Annotated in this window: 17 protein-coding genes; 6 read left to right on the top strand and 11 right to left on the bottom strand. The window is 66.3% G+C overall.

From position 1 onward, the window contains the following. Positions 1-5: 5 nt before the first annotated feature. Positions 6-629 (top strand): LysE family translocator, encoded by a 624-nt coding sequence (locus KW845_RS00905; protein WP_218367308.1) that lies wholly within the window; start codon positions 6-8, stop codon positions 627-629. 231 nt (positions 630-860) lie between these two features. Next, positions 861-1,112: a hypothetical protein gene (locus KW845_RS00900; RefSeq protein WP_218367307.1), complete on the top strand. Its 252-nt coding sequence runs from the start codon at positions 861-863 to the stop codon at positions 1,110-1,112. A 39-nt stretch (positions 1,113-1,151) separates the two neighbouring features. Here the strand turns inward: KW845_RS00900 and KW845_RS00895 are convergent, their stop codons facing one another. The 5 genes from KW845_RS00895 to KW845_RS00875 all read right to left on the bottom strand — a co-directional run bounded on the left by KW845_RS00895 (position 1,152) and on the right by KW845_RS00875 (position 4,879). Beyond that, positions 1,152-1,766, bottom strand: coding sequence for an ATP-binding cassette domain-containing protein (locus tag KW845_RS00895; RefSeq protein ID WP_218367306.1), 615 nt, complete (start codon positions 1,764-1,766; stop codon positions 1,152-1,154). Between the two features lie 6 nt (positions 1,767-1,772). Beyond that, positions 1,773-2,219, bottom strand: coding sequence for a DUF1801 domain-containing protein (locus KW845_RS00890; protein ID WP_218367305.1), 447 nt, complete (start codon positions 2,217-2,219; stop codon positions 1,773-1,775). Continuing rightward, a complete protein-coding gene (locus KW845_RS00885; protein WP_218367304.1) occupies positions 2,216-3,409 on the bottom strand; it encodes an MFS transporter in 1,194 nt (397 codons plus the stop codon). The genes KW845_RS00890 and KW845_RS00885 overlap by 4 nt, the downstream gene beginning before the upstream one ends. Positions 3,410-3,437: 28 nt before the next feature. Next, entirely contained in the window at positions 3,438-3,995 is a 558-nt protein-coding gene (locus KW845_RS00880) for a MarR family winged helix-turn-helix transcriptional regulator (protein WP_218367303.1), read from the bottom strand. A 92-nt stretch (positions 3,996-4,087) separates the two neighbouring features. Continuing rightward, entirely contained in the window at positions 4,088-4,879 is a 792-nt protein-coding gene (locus KW845_RS00875) for an AadA family aminoglycoside 3''-O-nucleotidyltransferase (protein WP_218368571.1), read from the bottom strand. 129 nt (positions 4,880-5,008) lie between these two features. Here KW845_RS00875 and KW845_RS00870 point away from each other — a divergent pair, with 129 nt between their 5' ends. Further along, a complete protein-coding gene (locus KW845_RS00870) occupies positions 5,009-5,515 on the top strand; it encodes a GNAT family N-acetyltransferase (RefSeq protein ID WP_218367302.1) in 507 nt (168 codons plus the stop codon). Positions 5,516-5,527: 12 nt separating this feature from the next. Here the strand turns inward: KW845_RS00870 and KW845_RS00865 are convergent, their stop codons facing one another. The 6 genes from KW845_RS00865 to KW845_RS00840 all read right to left on the bottom strand — a co-directional run bounded on the left by KW845_RS00865 (position 5,528) and on the right by KW845_RS00840 (position 12,073). Further along, positions 5,528-6,859: a hemolysin family protein gene (locus KW845_RS00865; protein ID WP_218368570.1), complete on the bottom strand. Its 1,332-nt coding sequence runs from the start codon at positions 6,857-6,859 to the stop codon at positions 5,528-5,530. 51 nt (positions 6,860-6,910) lie between these two features. Further along, the gene (locus KW845_RS00860; RefSeq protein WP_218367301.1) at positions 6,911-7,615 is read right to left on the bottom strand and encodes a bifunctional 2-polyprenyl-6-hydroxyphenol methylase/3-demethylubiquinol 3-O-methyltransferase UbiG; all 705 of its coding nucleotides are present in this window, start codon (positions 7,613-7,615) and stop codon (positions 6,911-6,913) included. A 135-nt stretch (positions 7,616-7,750) separates the two neighbouring features. After that, the gene (locus KW845_RS00855; RefSeq protein WP_218367300.1) at positions 7,751-9,274 is read right to left on the bottom strand and encodes a fumarate hydratase; all 1,524 of its coding nucleotides are present in this window, start codon (positions 9,272-9,274) and stop codon (positions 7,751-7,753) included. Positions 9,275-9,372: 98 nt separating this feature from the next. Beyond that, positions 9,373-10,140, bottom strand: a complete 768-nt coding sequence (locus tag KW845_RS00850; protein WP_218367299.1) for a crotonase/enoyl-CoA hydratase family protein — start codon at positions 10,138-10,140, stop codon at positions 9,373-9,375. Between the two features lie 251 nt (positions 10,141-10,391). Continuing rightward, the gene (locus KW845_RS00845) at positions 10,392-11,594 is read right to left on the bottom strand and encodes an aminotransferase class V-fold PLP-dependent enzyme (protein WP_218367298.1); all 1,203 of its coding nucleotides are present in this window, start codon (positions 11,592-11,594) and stop codon (positions 10,392-10,394) included. 8 nt (positions 11,595-11,602) lie between these two features. Continuing rightward, positions 11,603-12,073 carry a RidA family protein gene (locus KW845_RS00840; protein ID WP_218367297.1) on the bottom strand — a complete coding sequence of 157 codons (471 nt, stop codon included), beginning with the start codon at positions 12,071-12,073 and terminating at the stop codon, positions 11,603-11,605. Between the two features lie 300 nt (positions 12,074-12,373). On the opposite strand from KW845_RS00840, the gene hisD reads away from it, so the two are divergent. From hisD to KW845_RS00825, 3 genes are read left to right on the top strand one after another with little or no spacing between them, the layout of a single operon-like run. Then, positions 12,374-13,639 carry a histidinol dehydrogenase gene (gene hisD / locus KW845_RS00835; RefSeq protein WP_218367296.1) on the top strand — a complete coding sequence of 422 codons (1,266 nt, stop codon included), beginning with the start codon at positions 12,374-12,376 and terminating at the stop codon, positions 13,637-13,639. A 41-nt stretch (positions 13,640-13,680) separates the two neighbouring features. Then, a complete protein-coding gene (locus tag KW845_RS00830) occupies positions 13,681-14,655 on the top strand; it encodes a tripartite tricarboxylate transporter substrate binding protein (protein WP_218367295.1) in 975 nt (324 codons plus the stop codon). A 26-nt stretch (positions 14,656-14,681) separates the two neighbouring features. Then, positions 14,682-16,181 (top strand): M81 family metallopeptidase, encoded by a 1,500-nt coding sequence (locus tag KW845_RS00825; protein ID WP_218367294.1) that lies wholly within the window; start codon positions 14,682-14,684, stop codon positions 16,179-16,181. Positions 16,182-16,220 lie beyond the last annotated feature (39 nt).

The following is a 16,220-nucleotide window of genomic DNA, read 5'->3' as shown; positions in this document are numbered from 1 at the left end:
GATTCATGGAATACCTGTCCCAATTGCTCACGCTCTCCGGCATCGTTCTCCTGGCCTGCATCAGCCCCGGGCCGGACTTCGTTGCCGTCACGTCCAATGCCTTGAATGACCGGCGATCCGGCATGTTCGTCGGCCTGGGCATCGCTTGCGCAGTAGTCGTCTGGGCAACCTTGGCCATCCTTGGGTTTGGATTGCTTATCAAGGAGTTGTTCTGGCTCTATGAAACCATCCGCCTGGTCGGCGCGGCTTACCTGATCTACCTCGGCGCGCGGATGCTGATAGCCTCGTTCAAGGCCGGGAACAGCGCTCCGCGCGTCGAGGGTGTTCCGCGAGCCGGGGCGCTGCAAGCGTGGCGCCAGGGTTTCATGGTCGGCATCACGAATCCGAAGACGGCGACCTTCTTTGCCACCCTGTTCGTGACCGTACTGCCGGTCGGCGCGCCCGCCTGGGTGTATGTCAGCGTGGTTGCGCTGGTCGGCCTGATAACGGCCGGGTGGCTGGGGGCGCTCGCCGCGTTCTTTTCCGTGGGGCGCGTTCGATCTGTCTATGCACGCGTGAGCCGAGTGGTCGACGCCTTGATGGGCGCAGCACTCGTGGGATTGGGGATACGCCTGGCCAGCAGCCGTTAAAACATGGCACCACAAAAAAGCAGGCATCTTGGAATGCCACGCCGCAGCGCGCCCACGCTTGCGGCTTTTTGTCGCCTTAGCCACAGCGTGGAACGATACTTTTTGCATCACCCTCATCCCGATAACAGTCTTTGACCGGTACTTGATCCGGCACCGATTGCGAGTATGGTACGGAGTAGAGGCCTTGATTGCCCGGCACTTCGGCCTGTGCCGCCAGCGGAACCGAACATCATGAAGACCCTTCGTTTAGCACTGCGGCCAGTCCTTGTCGCGGTCGCGTGCGCGTCGATTGCCGCCTGCGCGGATAATCCCCCCCGGCAAACCGATCTGGACTATCAAAGCCAGCCATCTTCCACCACGCAGGGTGCGAACCGCACCCCTGGTTCCTCGGGTCAGCGTTTGACCATACAGTCCGGCGAGGGGGAAAGGTTGAACCTTCCCTGGTTCATCCAGGATACACAGGACTGGATCAACAGAAACTGAGCCGACAGGATTCCCTAGCCGCGAGCGGCCGCCCTTTTGCTAGCGCAGCCCCGCAACCTCGAAGGTTCTTGCCCCACAGGCCTGCACCAATTCAGAATCGTGACTGGCGAACAGCACGACGCGGTCTTGCCCCCAGGTGTTGAACAGTTCGGCCAGCACGTCGCGGGCCTGTGCGTCGAGCCCGTTGCTCGGGCCGTCGGCGACGACGACAGCCGGGTCGCCCAAGGCCGCCGCCGTCAAGAAGACCTTGCGACGGGTGCCCGTCGACATCTGTTCGAAGCGCTTGTCCAGATGAGGCCCCAGCCCCAGGCGGTGCGCCAAATCGAAAGTGGCATCGTCGAGAGCGGTGTTCTTTTCCAAGGCGGCTTGTTCGAGCAGCGCGCGCCCCGTCCGGGTAGGGCACGCCAGGCAATTATCGGGCACGTAGGCCAGGCGGGCCTTGGCCTGCGGCAGCGCTTGGCGCAGCGAATGCCCGTCGATCCAGACGTCTCCGCTATCCGGCGCGACCAGGCCTGCGATGACGCCCAGCAAGGTGGATTTGCCGGTGCTGTCTTCTTCGCAAAGCGCCGCGCATCCCGCAGGAAAGGTATGAGCCAGCCCCTGGAATACCAGATGGTCGCCATAGCGTTTGCTGAGATTGTCGATGCGTAGCATGGCCGGTCAAGCGCCCGTCTTGGCCTGCCCGGCGCTTTTTTTCGCCGGCACCGCCGGCATGGACAGATTCAGTGCCACGGCCGCGCGCACCAGCGCCTTCAAGGCGTTGTCGTCTATCTGGCCGCCTTCGCGGAAATCGATGGCGCGCCGGACATTGCCTTCCAGGCTGGAATTGAACAAACCGGCTGGGTCCGGCAACGAGGCGCCCTTGGCGAAGGTGGTCTTCACGGCATTCTTGTAGGCTTCGCCGGTGCAGACGATACCGCCATGCGACCATACCGGCACCCGCCACTTCCATTCTTCGACGATATCGGGGTCCGCCTGCTTGATGATGTCGCGAATACGCGCCAGCATCGGGCCGCGCCAACCGCCCAGTTCTGCGATGCGCGCATCGATCAAACGGGCGGCCGGCACGCCTTCTTCTTCGGGCAGTTTGCGCCGGGTTGCGTTCATGGGTGCTCTCCTGGTTGGGCCGTATCTTTCCGGACGATAAGCGCCGCCGCCACCAGCAGGCAAGTCAGCAGCGTGAATATCAGGCTGGCGGTCGGCAACCCCCACAGCACCGCTGCCAGGCCGATGCCCAGTATCGGGATGGATGCGCCGGCAAAGCAGGCGGCATAGTATGCCGAGGCAATCGCCGCGCGGTGGCGGGGCGGGCTGATCCGGCCGACGACACGCAGGCTGCCGCCGAAACCCATGCCCGATGCCAAGGCCGCGAGCAGCGTGCCCAGGACCAGCAGCCAGAGCGATGCCGCGTGCTGTGCCAGGTAGAACGTGCACAGCGCCGGCACCAGCAACATCAGGCCGTGGCTCATGCTGCGATCGCAAGGCGAATGACGCGCGGCCAGCATCGCGCCCAAGCCTCCGATGAACAACAAGAACATGATGGCGCCGGACACCACGCCGCCGCCAGGCGACAAGGTCGCATGCACGATGCTGGGCAATAACGCCAGGTAATAACCGATGAAGGCGAAGACGCAGAAGGCCGTCAGGGCCGGCGCGACGAAGTATGGGCGTACGTGCCCCGGCACCGCGATGCGCGGCCGCAGGTCCAGCCGGCCGGCTGTCATCGGCCTGTCCGCCGGCACGCGATGCAGCAGGATCAGCGCGGCGGCCAACGCTGCAAGATAGCAAACCCACGCCAACTGCATGGGCGCGAACGCGTACTGGTACAGCACGCCGCCGGCCAAGGGACCCATAGCCGACCCGACGAAGTTCGCGCCTGCCGCCTGCAAGGTGGCATGTCCCGTCTGTTGCCTGGCGTCGATGTCGACCAGCCAGGCCGTGCCGGTGCTGGACGCCAGGCCCACTGCCAGCCCGCTGACCAGCCGGGCCATGAACAGCCAGGCGGTGCCGGCCGCGAAGATGAACAACAGGGTGGACAGGCAGGCCAGCACCAAAGCGGCCATCAGGACGGGCTTGCGGCCCAGGCTGTCCGACAGCCGCCCCAGGAACAGCAGCGCCACCATATTGCCCAGCACATAAACCGCGTAGATCTGCGTCAGGGTGAAGTCGCTGAAACCGAAAGACTGCTGGTACGCCAGGTAGAAAGGCGTGGCCAGCGTGGCGCCCAGGAATGCGGTCCCGACCACCAGCATGGCAATCGAGACGCTATGGCGATACCGGTATGCCTGGCTGTCCATGCCCATCACCACCCGCACGCCCTGCCCGTCAGGATGAGGGCGCCGGGCCCGCGCCTGCCGACTCTTGCAGCCGTGCCGCCGCGCTGACCGGACACTTCTGGCCGCAGGCGATACAGGCCTGCCGGTCGCACAAGCGGCAATGAAAGAAAGGCCGTGTATCGCTGCCGGTAACCTGGAACAGGATTTTTTCCAACGCCCGGGTCAGCATCGCCTGCTCGTCTTCATCCAACGGGACCAACAGGCGGCGGACCAGGTCGTTGCGCATGGCCAAGGCCGTGCTCGCCCGTTCGATGCCGCGCCGCGTGGGCACCAACGATTGACTGCGGCCATCGGGGCCGGATCGGCGTTCGACCAGGCCTTGCGAGACCATTGAAGCGACCAGCCGCGCCGCGGCGGGCTGGCTCATGCCGATACGCATACCCAATTCCGTGATACCCACTCCCGGTTCGCTGGCCAGCGTGACCAGGGCCGCCGGCACGCTGGCCCCCCCGCCCACCGCGCGGCCGACTGCGTCCGACACTTTGCCGTGGACGGCCAGAGAAGCCGCGGCAAGAAGATTGGCAAGGCGATCTGTATCTGTATCCATGGATTCATCATATGCATGCGGCATGCATGTATTCAAGGCTCGATGGGTTTCCACGCCTGAGCAAATGTTTCCGAGGGGCTGCGCGGCTTTGTTCAGGCCGGGCCGGTGCCCGCCACAGCCGCCTTGACGTAATGGACAAGCGGCCCGATGTCCGCGGCGCGAACCGCGGCATCGTCACCGCCCTGCCCCAGGTAGCCGGCGCGCGCGCGGGCCAGCACGGCCTGGTGCGCGGGCGGCAGCCTTTGCAGCGCCCAGTCGGCCGCCACGTCCTTGGCGGCGATCTCGCCGGTTGTTGCGCTGTACCAGATGCGCGCCAACGCCAGCACCACGTTGCGCTCGTCGCCTTCCCAGTCGGCCGGCTGGTTCCACTGGGCCACGGTATCGGCAAGCGCATGTTCGAAATCCGCCTTGGGAACCGGGTCGAACCATTCGGCGGCCGGCGGCCCCAGCAGGCTGATGCTGTGCTGCCGCACCTTGGTCAGCAGGATCGCCAGGTCGTGGTCCGGCATGGCGGGCTCGAAAGCGCCGGCCCGCAGGTCATCGCGCAGCCATTCGCCGAATTGCAGCTCGCGCCGCGCCGGGTAGCGCCAGGGCACCACCGCAGCGCGGGCCAGCACGGTCACTTCCAGCGCGCGGCAAGACGGGTGGGTGCCTGGCCAGGCGGACACGGCCAGCAAATCCAGCATCAATGCGCGCCGCACCGGTTCGGCGGGCGCGGTGCCGACGGTAACCAGCAAGTCGATATCGCTGCAGGGTTTCAAGCCCCCATCGACGGCGGATCCGAACAGGTGAATGGCCTGCAATGTGCCAGCCAGATGGCGTTCGAGTACGGCGCGTGCCTGCGACAGTTGCTGGGCGATCTCGGCGGGGATGGATGCTGGCATGGCAATGAAGGGGAAAACGTGCAGATTCAAGGTGGCGCGATGTGGACGGCCTTGCATTTTTGCGCCAGCCGGGCAATGCTGCCCGGACGGTTTTTTCTTCTTTATCACATCATTCGGCAAGAGCATATCGTGCAATCTTCGTTTGCGCTGCGGCGCCTGGGCGCCACCGACGCCGACCCTTACCGCCACCTGCGGCTGGAAGCGCTGCAAGCCTATCCCACCGCCTTTGGCAGTTCTTGGGACGAAGAAAGCGCGCGGCCCCGGGAATGGTTTGCCGCGCGCCTGGAACACATGCTGATGCTGGGCGGCTGGCTGGGCGAGCATCTGTGCGGCACGGCCGGGGTTTTTGTGCACGACGGCATCAAGACACGGCACAAGGGCACCATCGTGAGCGTCTACGTACACCCGGATGCGCGCGGCAGCGGCATGGGGCAGGCACTGATACGCGAACTCATCGCGCAGGTCACGGGCCGGCTGGATACCTTGCTGCTGACGGTCGAGGCATCCAATACGACGGCGCACGCGCTGTATCGCAAGCTGGGCTTCGAGGAATACGGGCGCGAGCCCCGCGCCCTGAAGATCGACGGCCGCTTCTACGACGAGATACTGATGGCGCTGCGGCTGCCGGCCGCCTGAGCGCCGCCGCCGCTACTCGGTGCGCGGGCCCACTACCGCCGCGGCCGATGGGTGGGACACCGCCGATCGGGTCACCAGTACCTGGTCCACCCGGTAGGTGTCCACGTCCAGCACTTCGAAGTGATACCCACCCAGCGACACCACGTCGGTACGCCGCGGAACCCTGCGCAGCGCATCCATCAGGAAGCCAGCCAGCGTCTCGTATTCTTCGCCATGCAGATGCTCTTCGATGCCCAGCACGCGCCGCACATCCTGGATGGGCGTGGCGCCGTCGATCAGCCAGGAGTTGTCATCGCGCTGGATGATGAGTTCTTCATCCCAAGGGGACACCAGCTCGCCCATCACCGTGCTCATGACGTCGTTGAGCGTCACCAGCCCGACAATCAGGCTGTATTCATTGACGATCATGGCGAAGTCTTCGCCCACTTGCCGGAACTGTTCCAGCACTTCCGCCAGGGTCAGCCTGTCGGGTACCACCAGGACCTTGTGGATGAGCTTGTTGTCGGCCAGGGAAATAGACTGGCCGATCAGCAGCCGCTGGTACAGGTCGCGGGTATCCACATACCCGATGACATGGTCGATGTCGCCTCGGCATACCGGATACGTGGAGAACGGCTCTTCCGCGATGCGCGCCCGGATGATGTCTGCGGGATCGTCTTCGCGGAACCAGGCGATGCGGTCGCGTTGGGTCATGGCGCTGGACACCGTGCGCGTATCGAGTTCGAAGATGTTCTCGATGATGCGCTGCTCGCCGCGCGCCAGCACGCCCGAGCGCGTGCCGGCCTCGGCCAGCGCCAGGATGTCGTCCGAGGTAACGCGTTCGTCGCGTCGCGATGGCAGCCGCAGCAGGCGCATCAGGTGATCGGCGGTGCGCGAATAGATCCAGACCAGCGGCGAGAAAATACGCACCAGGATGCGCATGGGGCCGATCACTGCCAGGGCAAAGCGTTCGGGTTCGGCCATGCCCGCCTGCTTGGGGATGAGATCGGTCAGGATGATGAACAATGACGTGACCAGCACGAACGAACCCAGGAAGCCCAGCGTTGCCGCCATGTCGGGGGAAAACCAGTTGCCCAGGAAGCGCGCGAAGGCGGGGCTGAAGATGCCTTCGCCCACGATGCCGCCCAGTATCGCCAGCGAGTTGACGCCGATTTGTATAGCCGTGAAGTAATGGCCGGGCTGCTGCTGCACGCGCAAGACCTCTTCGGCCCGCGCGTCTCCGTTCTCGGCCATCTGCCGCAGGCGCAGGCGGCGCGAAGCGGCGATAGCGATCTCGGCGACCGAGAAAAACGCCGCGGCAACCAGCAGCGCCAGCAGCAGCAAAAGGTTCTGGCCGAACGTCATCGACAAGGGCGAGCAAGATACAGCCCGCAAGAGTGAAACAAGTTACAGATTCTACGCGGGCCGCCGGGCCGACACCACCAGCCAGCTGCCATACAAGGCCTGGGCGCTACCGGCATGGCGCCAGTATTCGTGCTCGGCCGGGTTGCCGGCGGCCCGCTGGCGTGATCGGCAATACAGCCGGGAGGGCCAGCCCGCCAAGTATTCAGCCAGGTGCTTGGGCTTGGGCTCGTTCACCTCGTGCAGCATGATGTCCGTGTAGCCCTGGTGCGCCAGGAACACGTGCAATTGCGGGAACGACCAAGGCACATAAGTAACGTAGTCGCCGCGCTGCTTGCTCACCATGGGCGCGAAGCCGTAATGAAAGCCACGCAGCAAATAGCCCAGGCGTGACCCTGACCGCCAGGTATTGGGCGTGGTAATGATCAGTCGGCCGCCGGGCCGCAACGCCTGGAAAGCCCCATGCAGCATCAGGCCGGGGTTGCGCAACAGGTGGATGGCTTCGCCGCACACAATGGCGTCGTAGTCGGTAGCGCCGGCCATGGGGCTATCCAGGTCATGTTCGGTTACCTGGCGGTACGGCAGATCGGCGGCGGGAAATTCCCACAGGCCCAGGCCGTCGAGCGCGTCCAGGTCAAGCTGCTGCCGGGCGACGGCCTGGCCCAGCCAACCGGTCCCGCAGGGCATGTCCAGCACGACGCGTGCACCATGCTGGCGCAGGATGGACAGCACGACAGGCTGGTACGGTTTGATATGCATACTTGGTAGATCGTCCGAAGCCTGACTGGTTCCTGAACATTACCAAGTTTCCATGACACCCGCGAGATAGTGATATCCCGGCAGGGCCGTACCGGCCGCGGCGACGCGGCGGCCGGTACGGCCCGCAGGCGGCGATCAGGCCACGGCCACCGGAATCTTGCCGATGCGGGCCTGCCATTCTTTCGGGCCGGTGGTGTGCACCGACGTGCCCTGCGCGTCGACCGCCACGGTGACCGGCATGTCTTTCACGTCGAACTCGTAGATGGCTTCCATGCCCAGGTCGTCGAAGGCCAGCACGCGGGCTTCGCGGATCGCCTTGGACACCAGGTAGGCAGCACCGCCCACGGCCATCAGGTAGGCCGACTTGTGCTTGCGGATGGCCTCGATGGCGACCGGGCCACGCTCGGACTTGCCGATCATGGCGATCAGGCCCGTTTGCGCCAGCATCATGTCGGTGAACTTGTCCATGCGGGTAGAGGTGGTGGGGCCGGCCGGGCCGACCACTTCGTCGCGCACCGGGTCGACCGGGCCCACGTAGTAGATGACGCGGTTGGTGAAGTCCACCGGCAGCGATTCGCCCTTGGCCAGCATGTCCTGGATGCGCTTGTGCGCGGCATCGCGGCCGGTCAGCATCTTGCCCGACAGCAGCAGGGTCTGGCCGGGCTTCCAGCTGGCCACTTCTTCGGGAGTGAGCGTGTTCAGGTCGACTTGCCTGGACTTGTTGTAGTCGGGCGCCCAGTGCACTTCGGGCCACTCGGACAGCGACGGAGGATCAAGGCGCGCGGGGCCCGAACCGTCGAGCACGAAATGGGCGTGGCGCGTGGCTGCGCAGTTGGGGATCATGGCCACGGGCTTGGATGCCGCGTGCGTGGCGAAGGTGCTGATCTTGACGTCCAGTACGGTGGTCAGGCCGCCCAGGCCCTGCGCGCCGATGCCCAGCGCGTTGACCTTTTCGTACAGCTCGATGCGCAGCTCTTCCAGCTTGTTCTGCGGGCCGCGGGCCAGCAGTTCGTACATGTCGATGTCGTCCATCAGCGACTGCTTGGCCATCAACATGGCTTTTTCGGCAGTGCCGCCCACGCCGATGCCCAGCATGCCGGGCGGGCACCAGCCCGCACCCATGGTAGGCACGGTTTTCAGCACCCAGTCGACCAGCGAATCGCTGGGATTCAGCATGGCGAACTTGGATTTGTTTTCGGAACCGCCGCCCTTCGAAGCGATTTGCACGTCGACCTTGTCACCGGGGACAAGGTCGACGTGCAGGATACAGGGTGTGTTGTCGCGGGTATTCTTGCGGGCGAAGATCGGATCGTCCAGTACCGAGGCGCGCAACGGGTTGTCGGGGTTGGTATAGCCGCGGCGCACGCCTTCGTCGCACAGGTCTTGCAGGGTAAGCCTGGTGTCGAAGCGCACGTCCATGCCCACTTTCAGGAACACGTTGACGATGCCGGTATCCTGGCACAGCGGGCGCTTGCCTTCGGCGCACATGCGCGAGTTGGTCAGGATCTGCGCCATCGCGTCGCGCGCGGCCGGGCTTTCTTCGCGCTCGTAGGCGCGTGCCAGGTGGCGGATGTAGTCGACGGGATGGTAGTAGCTGATGAACTGGATGCCATCGGCGATAGACTGGATGAAGTCTTCTTCTTTGATGAGGGCGGACATGGCGGTATGAGCGGAAGCGATGGAAAAAGGAAAAACGCGCGGCCAGACGGGCGGGCCGCGCGGTCAACAGCCTATTTTATGACCGTTGCCGGAAAAGCCTATTTGCCCTGCCACACGGGCTTGCGCTTTTCGGCGAAGGCGGTGGCGCCTTCCTTGGCGTCGTCGGACGAGAAAATGTGCGCGATCAGCGGGCGCTGGCGGTCGAACATGTCGTCCTGGTTCCAATCGATGGCCTGGGTCACGATGCTCTTGGCGGTCTGCACGGCCAGCGGGCCGTTTTCCACGATGACGCGGGCCAGTTCCAGGGCGCCGTCCAGCGCTTTGCCCGGTTCGGTCAGGCGATTGACCAAGCCGTGGCCGTAGGCGCGCTCGGCGGTCAGCATGTCGCCCGTCAGGATGATTTCCATGGCTACGTGGTACGGCAGGCGGCGCGGCAGGCGCAGCATGCCGCCCGAACCGGCCACCAGGCCGCGCTTGACCTCGGGCAGGCCGAACTTGGCATTGTTGGCCGCCACGATCAGGTCGGCCGCCAGGGCCATTTCGCAACCGCCAGCCAGGGCGTAGCCTTCGACGGCGGCGATCAACGGCTTGCGCGGCGGGCGTTCGTTCAGGCCGGCAAAGCCACGGCCCGGCAGCACCGGGCGCTGGCGGCTTTGGGCGAAGGCCTTCAGGTCCATGCCCGACGAGAAAGTGTTCCCCGCGCCTGTCAGGATGCCGATGCGCACGTCATCGCGGCTGTCCAGCTGGTCCAGCGCGGCGGCCATGGCCTGCGCGGCTTCCATATTGATGGCGTTCTTGGCTTCGGGGCGGTTGATGGTAATGATCTGGATACCGTCGACCACTTCCACATTGATCAGCTCGGACATGCACAGGGCTCCTGGCGGGCGCTTGGCCTGCGGTTATCGATGAGAGGGGGATACTGAATCATACGACCATCCCGGGATTGATTTGGGGCGCGAGGGGGTGGTCACTATATTGAACGGAAAGATGCGGTTCTTCTGGCGTCGTCGCGGGGTGGCGTGAGCGCCGCGGCGCCTCGGGGCCGAACCGGGCGCGCAGGGCGCCCCGCGACGACGCCAGGAGAACCACACACGCATCCCACATGCCCCTGCCAGCATCAACGCGCCGTCAGTCCAGTCACCCCCACGACCAGGCGATCCAACTCAGCCCCCGAAGTCAGATAACTGACCGATGCCCGCGCCACAACGTCGAGGCCCCTGGCCCGCATGTCCAGCGGGGTGTAGGGCACGCCGTTGGCGGTGATATTGATTCCTTGCCGGGCCAGGCCGGAACGCACATCGGCCGCCGCCATGCCCTCGATATTGAACGACACCAGGGCGGACTGGGCCCGCCCCAGGTCGTGCAGGGTGACCCCGGGAATGCGTGCCAGGCGCTCGCGCAGTTGGGTGGCGTTGGCGTCGATGCGGGCGCGGATAGCGTCCACGCCCAGCTCCAGCGCTTCCTGCAAGGCATTGGCCAGGCCGCACAGCAAGGCCACGGACTGTTCGCTGGTTTCCAGGCGGCGCGCGCCCGTACGCGGCGTCGAGACCCCATCGAGCCCCATCGGCGCGGATGACGTATCCACGAAAGCCGGGGCCAGGCGCGCGGCGAAGTCGTTCCGTACATACAACAGGGCCAAGCCGCGCGGCCCGCGCAAATGCTTGCGCACCGGCGCCGCCAACAGGTCGCAGCCCACGGTGCGCACGTCGATGGGCAGTTGGCCCAGGGCCTGCGCCGCATCCACGATATAGGGAATGCCGTGGCGGCGCGCGATGGCGCCGATCTCGGCCGCAGGATTGATCAGGCCACCATTGGCGGGCAGCCAGGTCAGGGAAATCAGCCTGACCCGCTCGTCCAGCATGGCTGCCAAGGCCTGGGGTGAAACGCAGCCAGTCTCGTCGCAAGGAATGGGCTCGATGCGGGCGCCCGCCCGGCCCGCCACCTGTTGCAGGGTGGCCAGGTTGCCACCCCATTCGTGGCGGCCCACCAGGATACGGTCGCCGGGCTGCCAAGGCCCCAGGGCGGCGAAGGCGCACCCCCAGGCATCGGAGCAGCCCGAGGCGAACGCCACTTCATCGGCTTGGGCGCCAATCAGGCTGGCCGCGTGCTGCCGGGCCGCCGCCAGGATGTCCTGCACGGCCTGCCCCGCTTCCATGGGCCCCATGGCGGCTTCGCGCTGCAAGTGCTCGACAACCGCCTGCACGGTAGCGGCCGAAGGCAGCGACGAGCCGGCATGGTTGAAATGCACGATACGCGCAACGCCGGGCGTAGCCTGGCGCAAGCGCTCGACGTCGGCATCGGATAAGGCGGCTTGCGGCATGGACGCTCCTAGGGCTTGATCTGGATGATGGCCTCGACCTCGACGGCCACGCCGCGCGGCAGCGAAGCCACGCCCACCGCCGTGCGCGCATGGCGGCCGGCATCGCCCAGCACTTCTACCATCAGGTCGGACGCGCCATCGGCCACGGTGCTCTGGCGCTGGAATTCCGGCGTGCAGGCCACGAACACGCCCAGGCGGGCCACGCGCACCACCCGCGCCAGATCGTCGCCGACGGCATCGACCAGATGCGCCAGCACGCCCAGCGCGGCCTGGCGGGCGGCTTGGCGCCCTTCATCTTCGCTCAGCGTATCGCCCACCCGGCCCAGCCATGCGGCCTGGTCGCCCTGGCGCGGAACCTGGCCCGAAACGAACAACAGGTCGCCCACCTGCACCTTGGAGACATAATTGGCCGCGGGGCCGCCGGCCGGCGGCAGGGTCAGGCCCAGGGCCTGGGCACGAGCGGTAATCGTGGAAGACATGAAACGCACCTCTGAAAAATGAACCAGGCTCGATGCTATCTGGCCCACGGCCTACTTGGCCAATGAAAAATCGGCGAATTCTTCGGCCGCGCGGCTGAAACTCAGGTGCCGCCCCACCGCCTCGAAGGCGCGCAGCGTCATCAGCGGGGCAGGTGGCGGAAGGGGTCCATCGAGGCACGCGCCCAAAGCGCCATGGTAGCGCGTTCAATATCTTGACCACCCCGCGGTGGACACGAAATTCCCGCGGGTAGCGCTCTTATAGTGAACGGACCCGTAGCCCCTTCGCCATCGAGAACCTTCATGCCCAGTACCACCGCCGTTCCGGCCTTCATCAAATCGCCCGCCGCCCGCGCCCAGGACAGCGTCGGCGCCATCGAGGCTACCGTCCGCGACATCATCGCCCAGGTGCGTGCCCGCGGCGATGCCGCGGTGCGCGAATATTCCCTGAAGTTCGACCGCCAGGACACACCCTTGCTGGAAGTCAGCATTGAAGCCCGCCTGCACGCCGTGGCCGGGCTGGACGAGCAAACGCGCAAAGATACCGAGTTCGCCATCGAACGCGTGCGCGCCTTCGCGCAGGCCCAGCTGGCCACGGTGCTGCCGCTGGAAGTGGAACCCCTGCCGGGCCTGCATCTGGGCCATCGCGTGATTCCGGTGCAGCGCATTGGTGCCTACGTGCCGGGCGGCCGCTACCCCATCCTGTCGGCGCCGGTGATGACCATCGTGCCCGCCAAGGTGGCCGGCTGCGAGGAAGTGATTGCCTGCCTGCCGCCGGGTGCGCACCCGGCCATGATCGCCGGCTGCCACCTGTCGGGCGCCGATCGCATTTTCCTGGTGGGCGGCGCGCAAGCCATTGCCGCCATGGCCTGCGGCACCGAATCGATCCCGGCGGTGGACAAGATCGTCGGGCCCGGCAATGCCTATGTCAACGAAGCCAAGCGGCAGGTGTTCGGCGAAGTCGGCATCGACCAACTGGCTGGCCCCAGCGAGATTTTCGTGGTGGCAGACGAAACCGGCGATGCCGAGATGATCGCCACCGATCTGCTGGCCCAGGCCGAGCACGATGTACGCACCCGCGTGGGCCTGATCACCACCCACGAACCGCTGGCACGCGCCACGCTGGCGGCCGTCGAGCGCCAGCTGCAAGACCTGCCCACCGCCGACGTGGCCGGCCGTGCCTGGCATGACTACGGCGAAATCGCGCTGTGCGCCGACGAGGCCGCCATGCTGGCCTATTCCGACCAGGTGGCCGCCGAACACTTGCAGGTCCATACGCGCGATCCGCACGCTACCGGCCTGAAACTGCGCAACTACGGTTCGCTGTTCATCGGCCGGCTGGCCAGCGTGGTGTATTCGGACAAGTGCTGCGGCACCAACCACACCCTTCCCACCATGGGCGCCGGCCGCTATACCGGCGGGCTATGGGTCGGGTCGTTCCTGAAGATCTGCACGCACCAATGGCTGGACCAGCGCGGCGTGGCCGCCGTGGCGCCGCCCGCCGTGCGCCAGAGCCTGACCGAAGGCATGGAAGGCCATCGCCGCGCTGCCGCGCTGCGCCTGGGCTGATACCACCGCACCGCCTACTATCCATATTCAAGGGGAACACAATGAAACGACACATGATCCTGGCCGCCCTGGCCGTGGCCACCACCGCCCTGGCACCGCACGCCCACGCCCAGCAGGCGTATCCGTCGCGGCCCATCAAGCTGGTGGTGCCGTTTCCGCCGGGCGGCACCACCGACGTACTGGCCCGCACGATCGCCGCCCCGCTGGGCAAGCTGCTCAAGCAGACCGTGGTGGTGGAAAACCGCAGTGGCGCAGCCGGCCGCATCGGCAGCGAATACGTGATCCGCTCAGAACCCGACGGCTATACGCTGGGCATCGCCACGGTCAGTTCGCACGCCGTGACACCGGTGGTGTATGACAACATTTCGTACGACGTCACCACGGACCTGGTGCCCATCACGCGGCTGGCTTCGGTGCCCAATGTGCTGACCATCAGCCCCAAGGTGCCCGCCACCGACATGAAGTCGTTCATCGCCTTGCTCAAGAGCCAGCCCAACCACTACGCCTACGGGTCGGCCGGCGCCGGTTCCGAGGCCAACATGATGGGCGAGCTGTTCAAGCTGAGCACGGGCACCGAAATGATGCATGTGCCTTACCGCGGCTCGAGCCCCGCCTTGCAGGACGCGCTGGGCGGACAGATCGCGGCGGTGTTCGACAACCTGCCCTCGTCGCTGCCCTTCATCCGCAACGGCGACTTGAGGGCGCTGGCGATTGCCTATCCGCAGCGCATCGACGCCCTGCCCGACGTGCCCACGTTTGCCGAAGCCGGCCTGCCGGAAGTGAACGACGCATCATGGTTCGGCCTGGTGGCGCCCAAGGACACACCGCCCGAGATCGTGCAGCGCATCTACGAAGCCACTCGCGAAGTGCTGGCCATGCCCGACGTCAAGCAGCGGCTGGCGGGCTTTTCCGCGGTGCCGGTGGGCAATCCGCCGGCCGAATTCGCCGCCGAACTCAAGGCCGAGATCGACAAGCAGCGCAAGACGGCCGAACGCGCCCACATCAACCTGAAGTAAGCGGGCAAGCGCTCGCGGAGACTGCCATGGCCGCTTCATACCGCATCCTGGTCGCGCAACTGTTCCAGGAAACGCACGGCTTCACGCCCGTGGCCACGCCGCTGTCGGCCTTCGAGATCGAGGAAGGCCCCGCCATGCTGGCTGCCAACGAGGCGGCCGATTCGGTGCTGGGCGGCATACTGCGCACCCTGCGCGCGCAGGGCTGCGAGCCGGTGCCCACCCTGGCCGCGCGCGCCCGCCCGGGTGGGCGCGTGGAAGACGCCGCCTATGCCCGGCTGCGCGATGGCATCCTGACAGTGGCCCGCCAGGGCGGCTACGACGCCATCGCGCTATGCCTGCATGGTTGCATGCAAACCATCAGCCTGGATAGCGCCGAGGCCGACTTGCTGGCGCAGTTGCGCCATACGGTGGGCCCGGCCATGCCTATCGTGGCGGGCTTCGACCTGCATGCCCATGCCATCCCGGCGATGCTGGGGCAATTGGACTACGCTTCGGCATACAAGACCAATCCGCACGGCGACGCCGCGGCCACCGGCGAACGCGTCGCCACGCAGTTGCTGCACATCCTGCAAACCGGCCAACGGCCGGTGGGTGCCAGCGTGCACGTGCCCATGCTGACGCGCGGCAACGACGAGACCGCGCACGGCCCGCTGGCCGACCTGCATGCGCGGGCGCGCGCCGCCGTGGCGGCCGGCACGGGTCTGATCGACGTCTCGCTGTTCAATGTCAATCCATTCATCGACGGCACCGGTGTGGGCCAGACGGTGGCGGTGTACGCGCAAGCACACGCGCGCGACGCCGCGCGCCAGCTCGCCATCGAACTGGCCCAGGCCCTGTGGGACGGACGCGACCGCTATGTGCACAACCTGCCCGACGTGGCCGGCCTGCTGCAGGCCCATGGCGATGACCCGCGCAAGCTCATCATCGGCGACTTCGGCGACCGCGTGCTGGCCGGCGGCCCCGGCGACAGCACCCATGTGCTGGAACGCTGCCTGGCGCTAACGGACAAGCGCATCGTCGCCGTCGTCACCGACCCGGATGCCGTGGCGCAATGCCGCCGAGCCGGCCCGGGCGCGGAAGTGGCATTGTCCGTGGGGGGTGCCTATTCTCCCGATTGCCCGGCCCTGCCGGTACAAGGCCGCGTGACGGCCCTGGGCGACGGCGTGTTTCGCAACCGCGGCGTGTTCATGCGCGGCGCCACGCTGCGGCTGGGTCCGTACGCCGTACTGCAGCACGCCCGCTACGACCTGCTGGTGACCCAGGACGCCATCATGTCGCAAGACCCGGGCTGCTACCTGGACGCCGGCATCGACCTGGGCGCAGCCGACATCATCGTGGTCAAGTCGGGCTATCACTTCAAGCTGGCGTTCGACACCCTGGGCGCCTGCGCCTGCGCCGAAACGCCCGGCCTGACGGGATATCACCCCGAACGCCTGCCGTTCGACCGCGCCCGCCCCCTGTACCCGCTGGATACCTTCGCCTTCCAGCCCCACGCCGTCGACCTGCCCGCCCTGGCACACCCCTGATACCGGCCGGCCACGGCGGCGTGTATCCTGCCTGGCAGG

Origin of the sequence: Bordetella sp. BOR01 (assembly GCF_019218885.1) — a bacterium.
GTDB lineage: Bacteria > Pseudomonadota > Gammaproteobacteria > Burkholderiales > Burkholderiaceae_B > Bordetella_A.
This window is presented reverse-complemented; position numbering and strand designations above follow the sequence as displayed.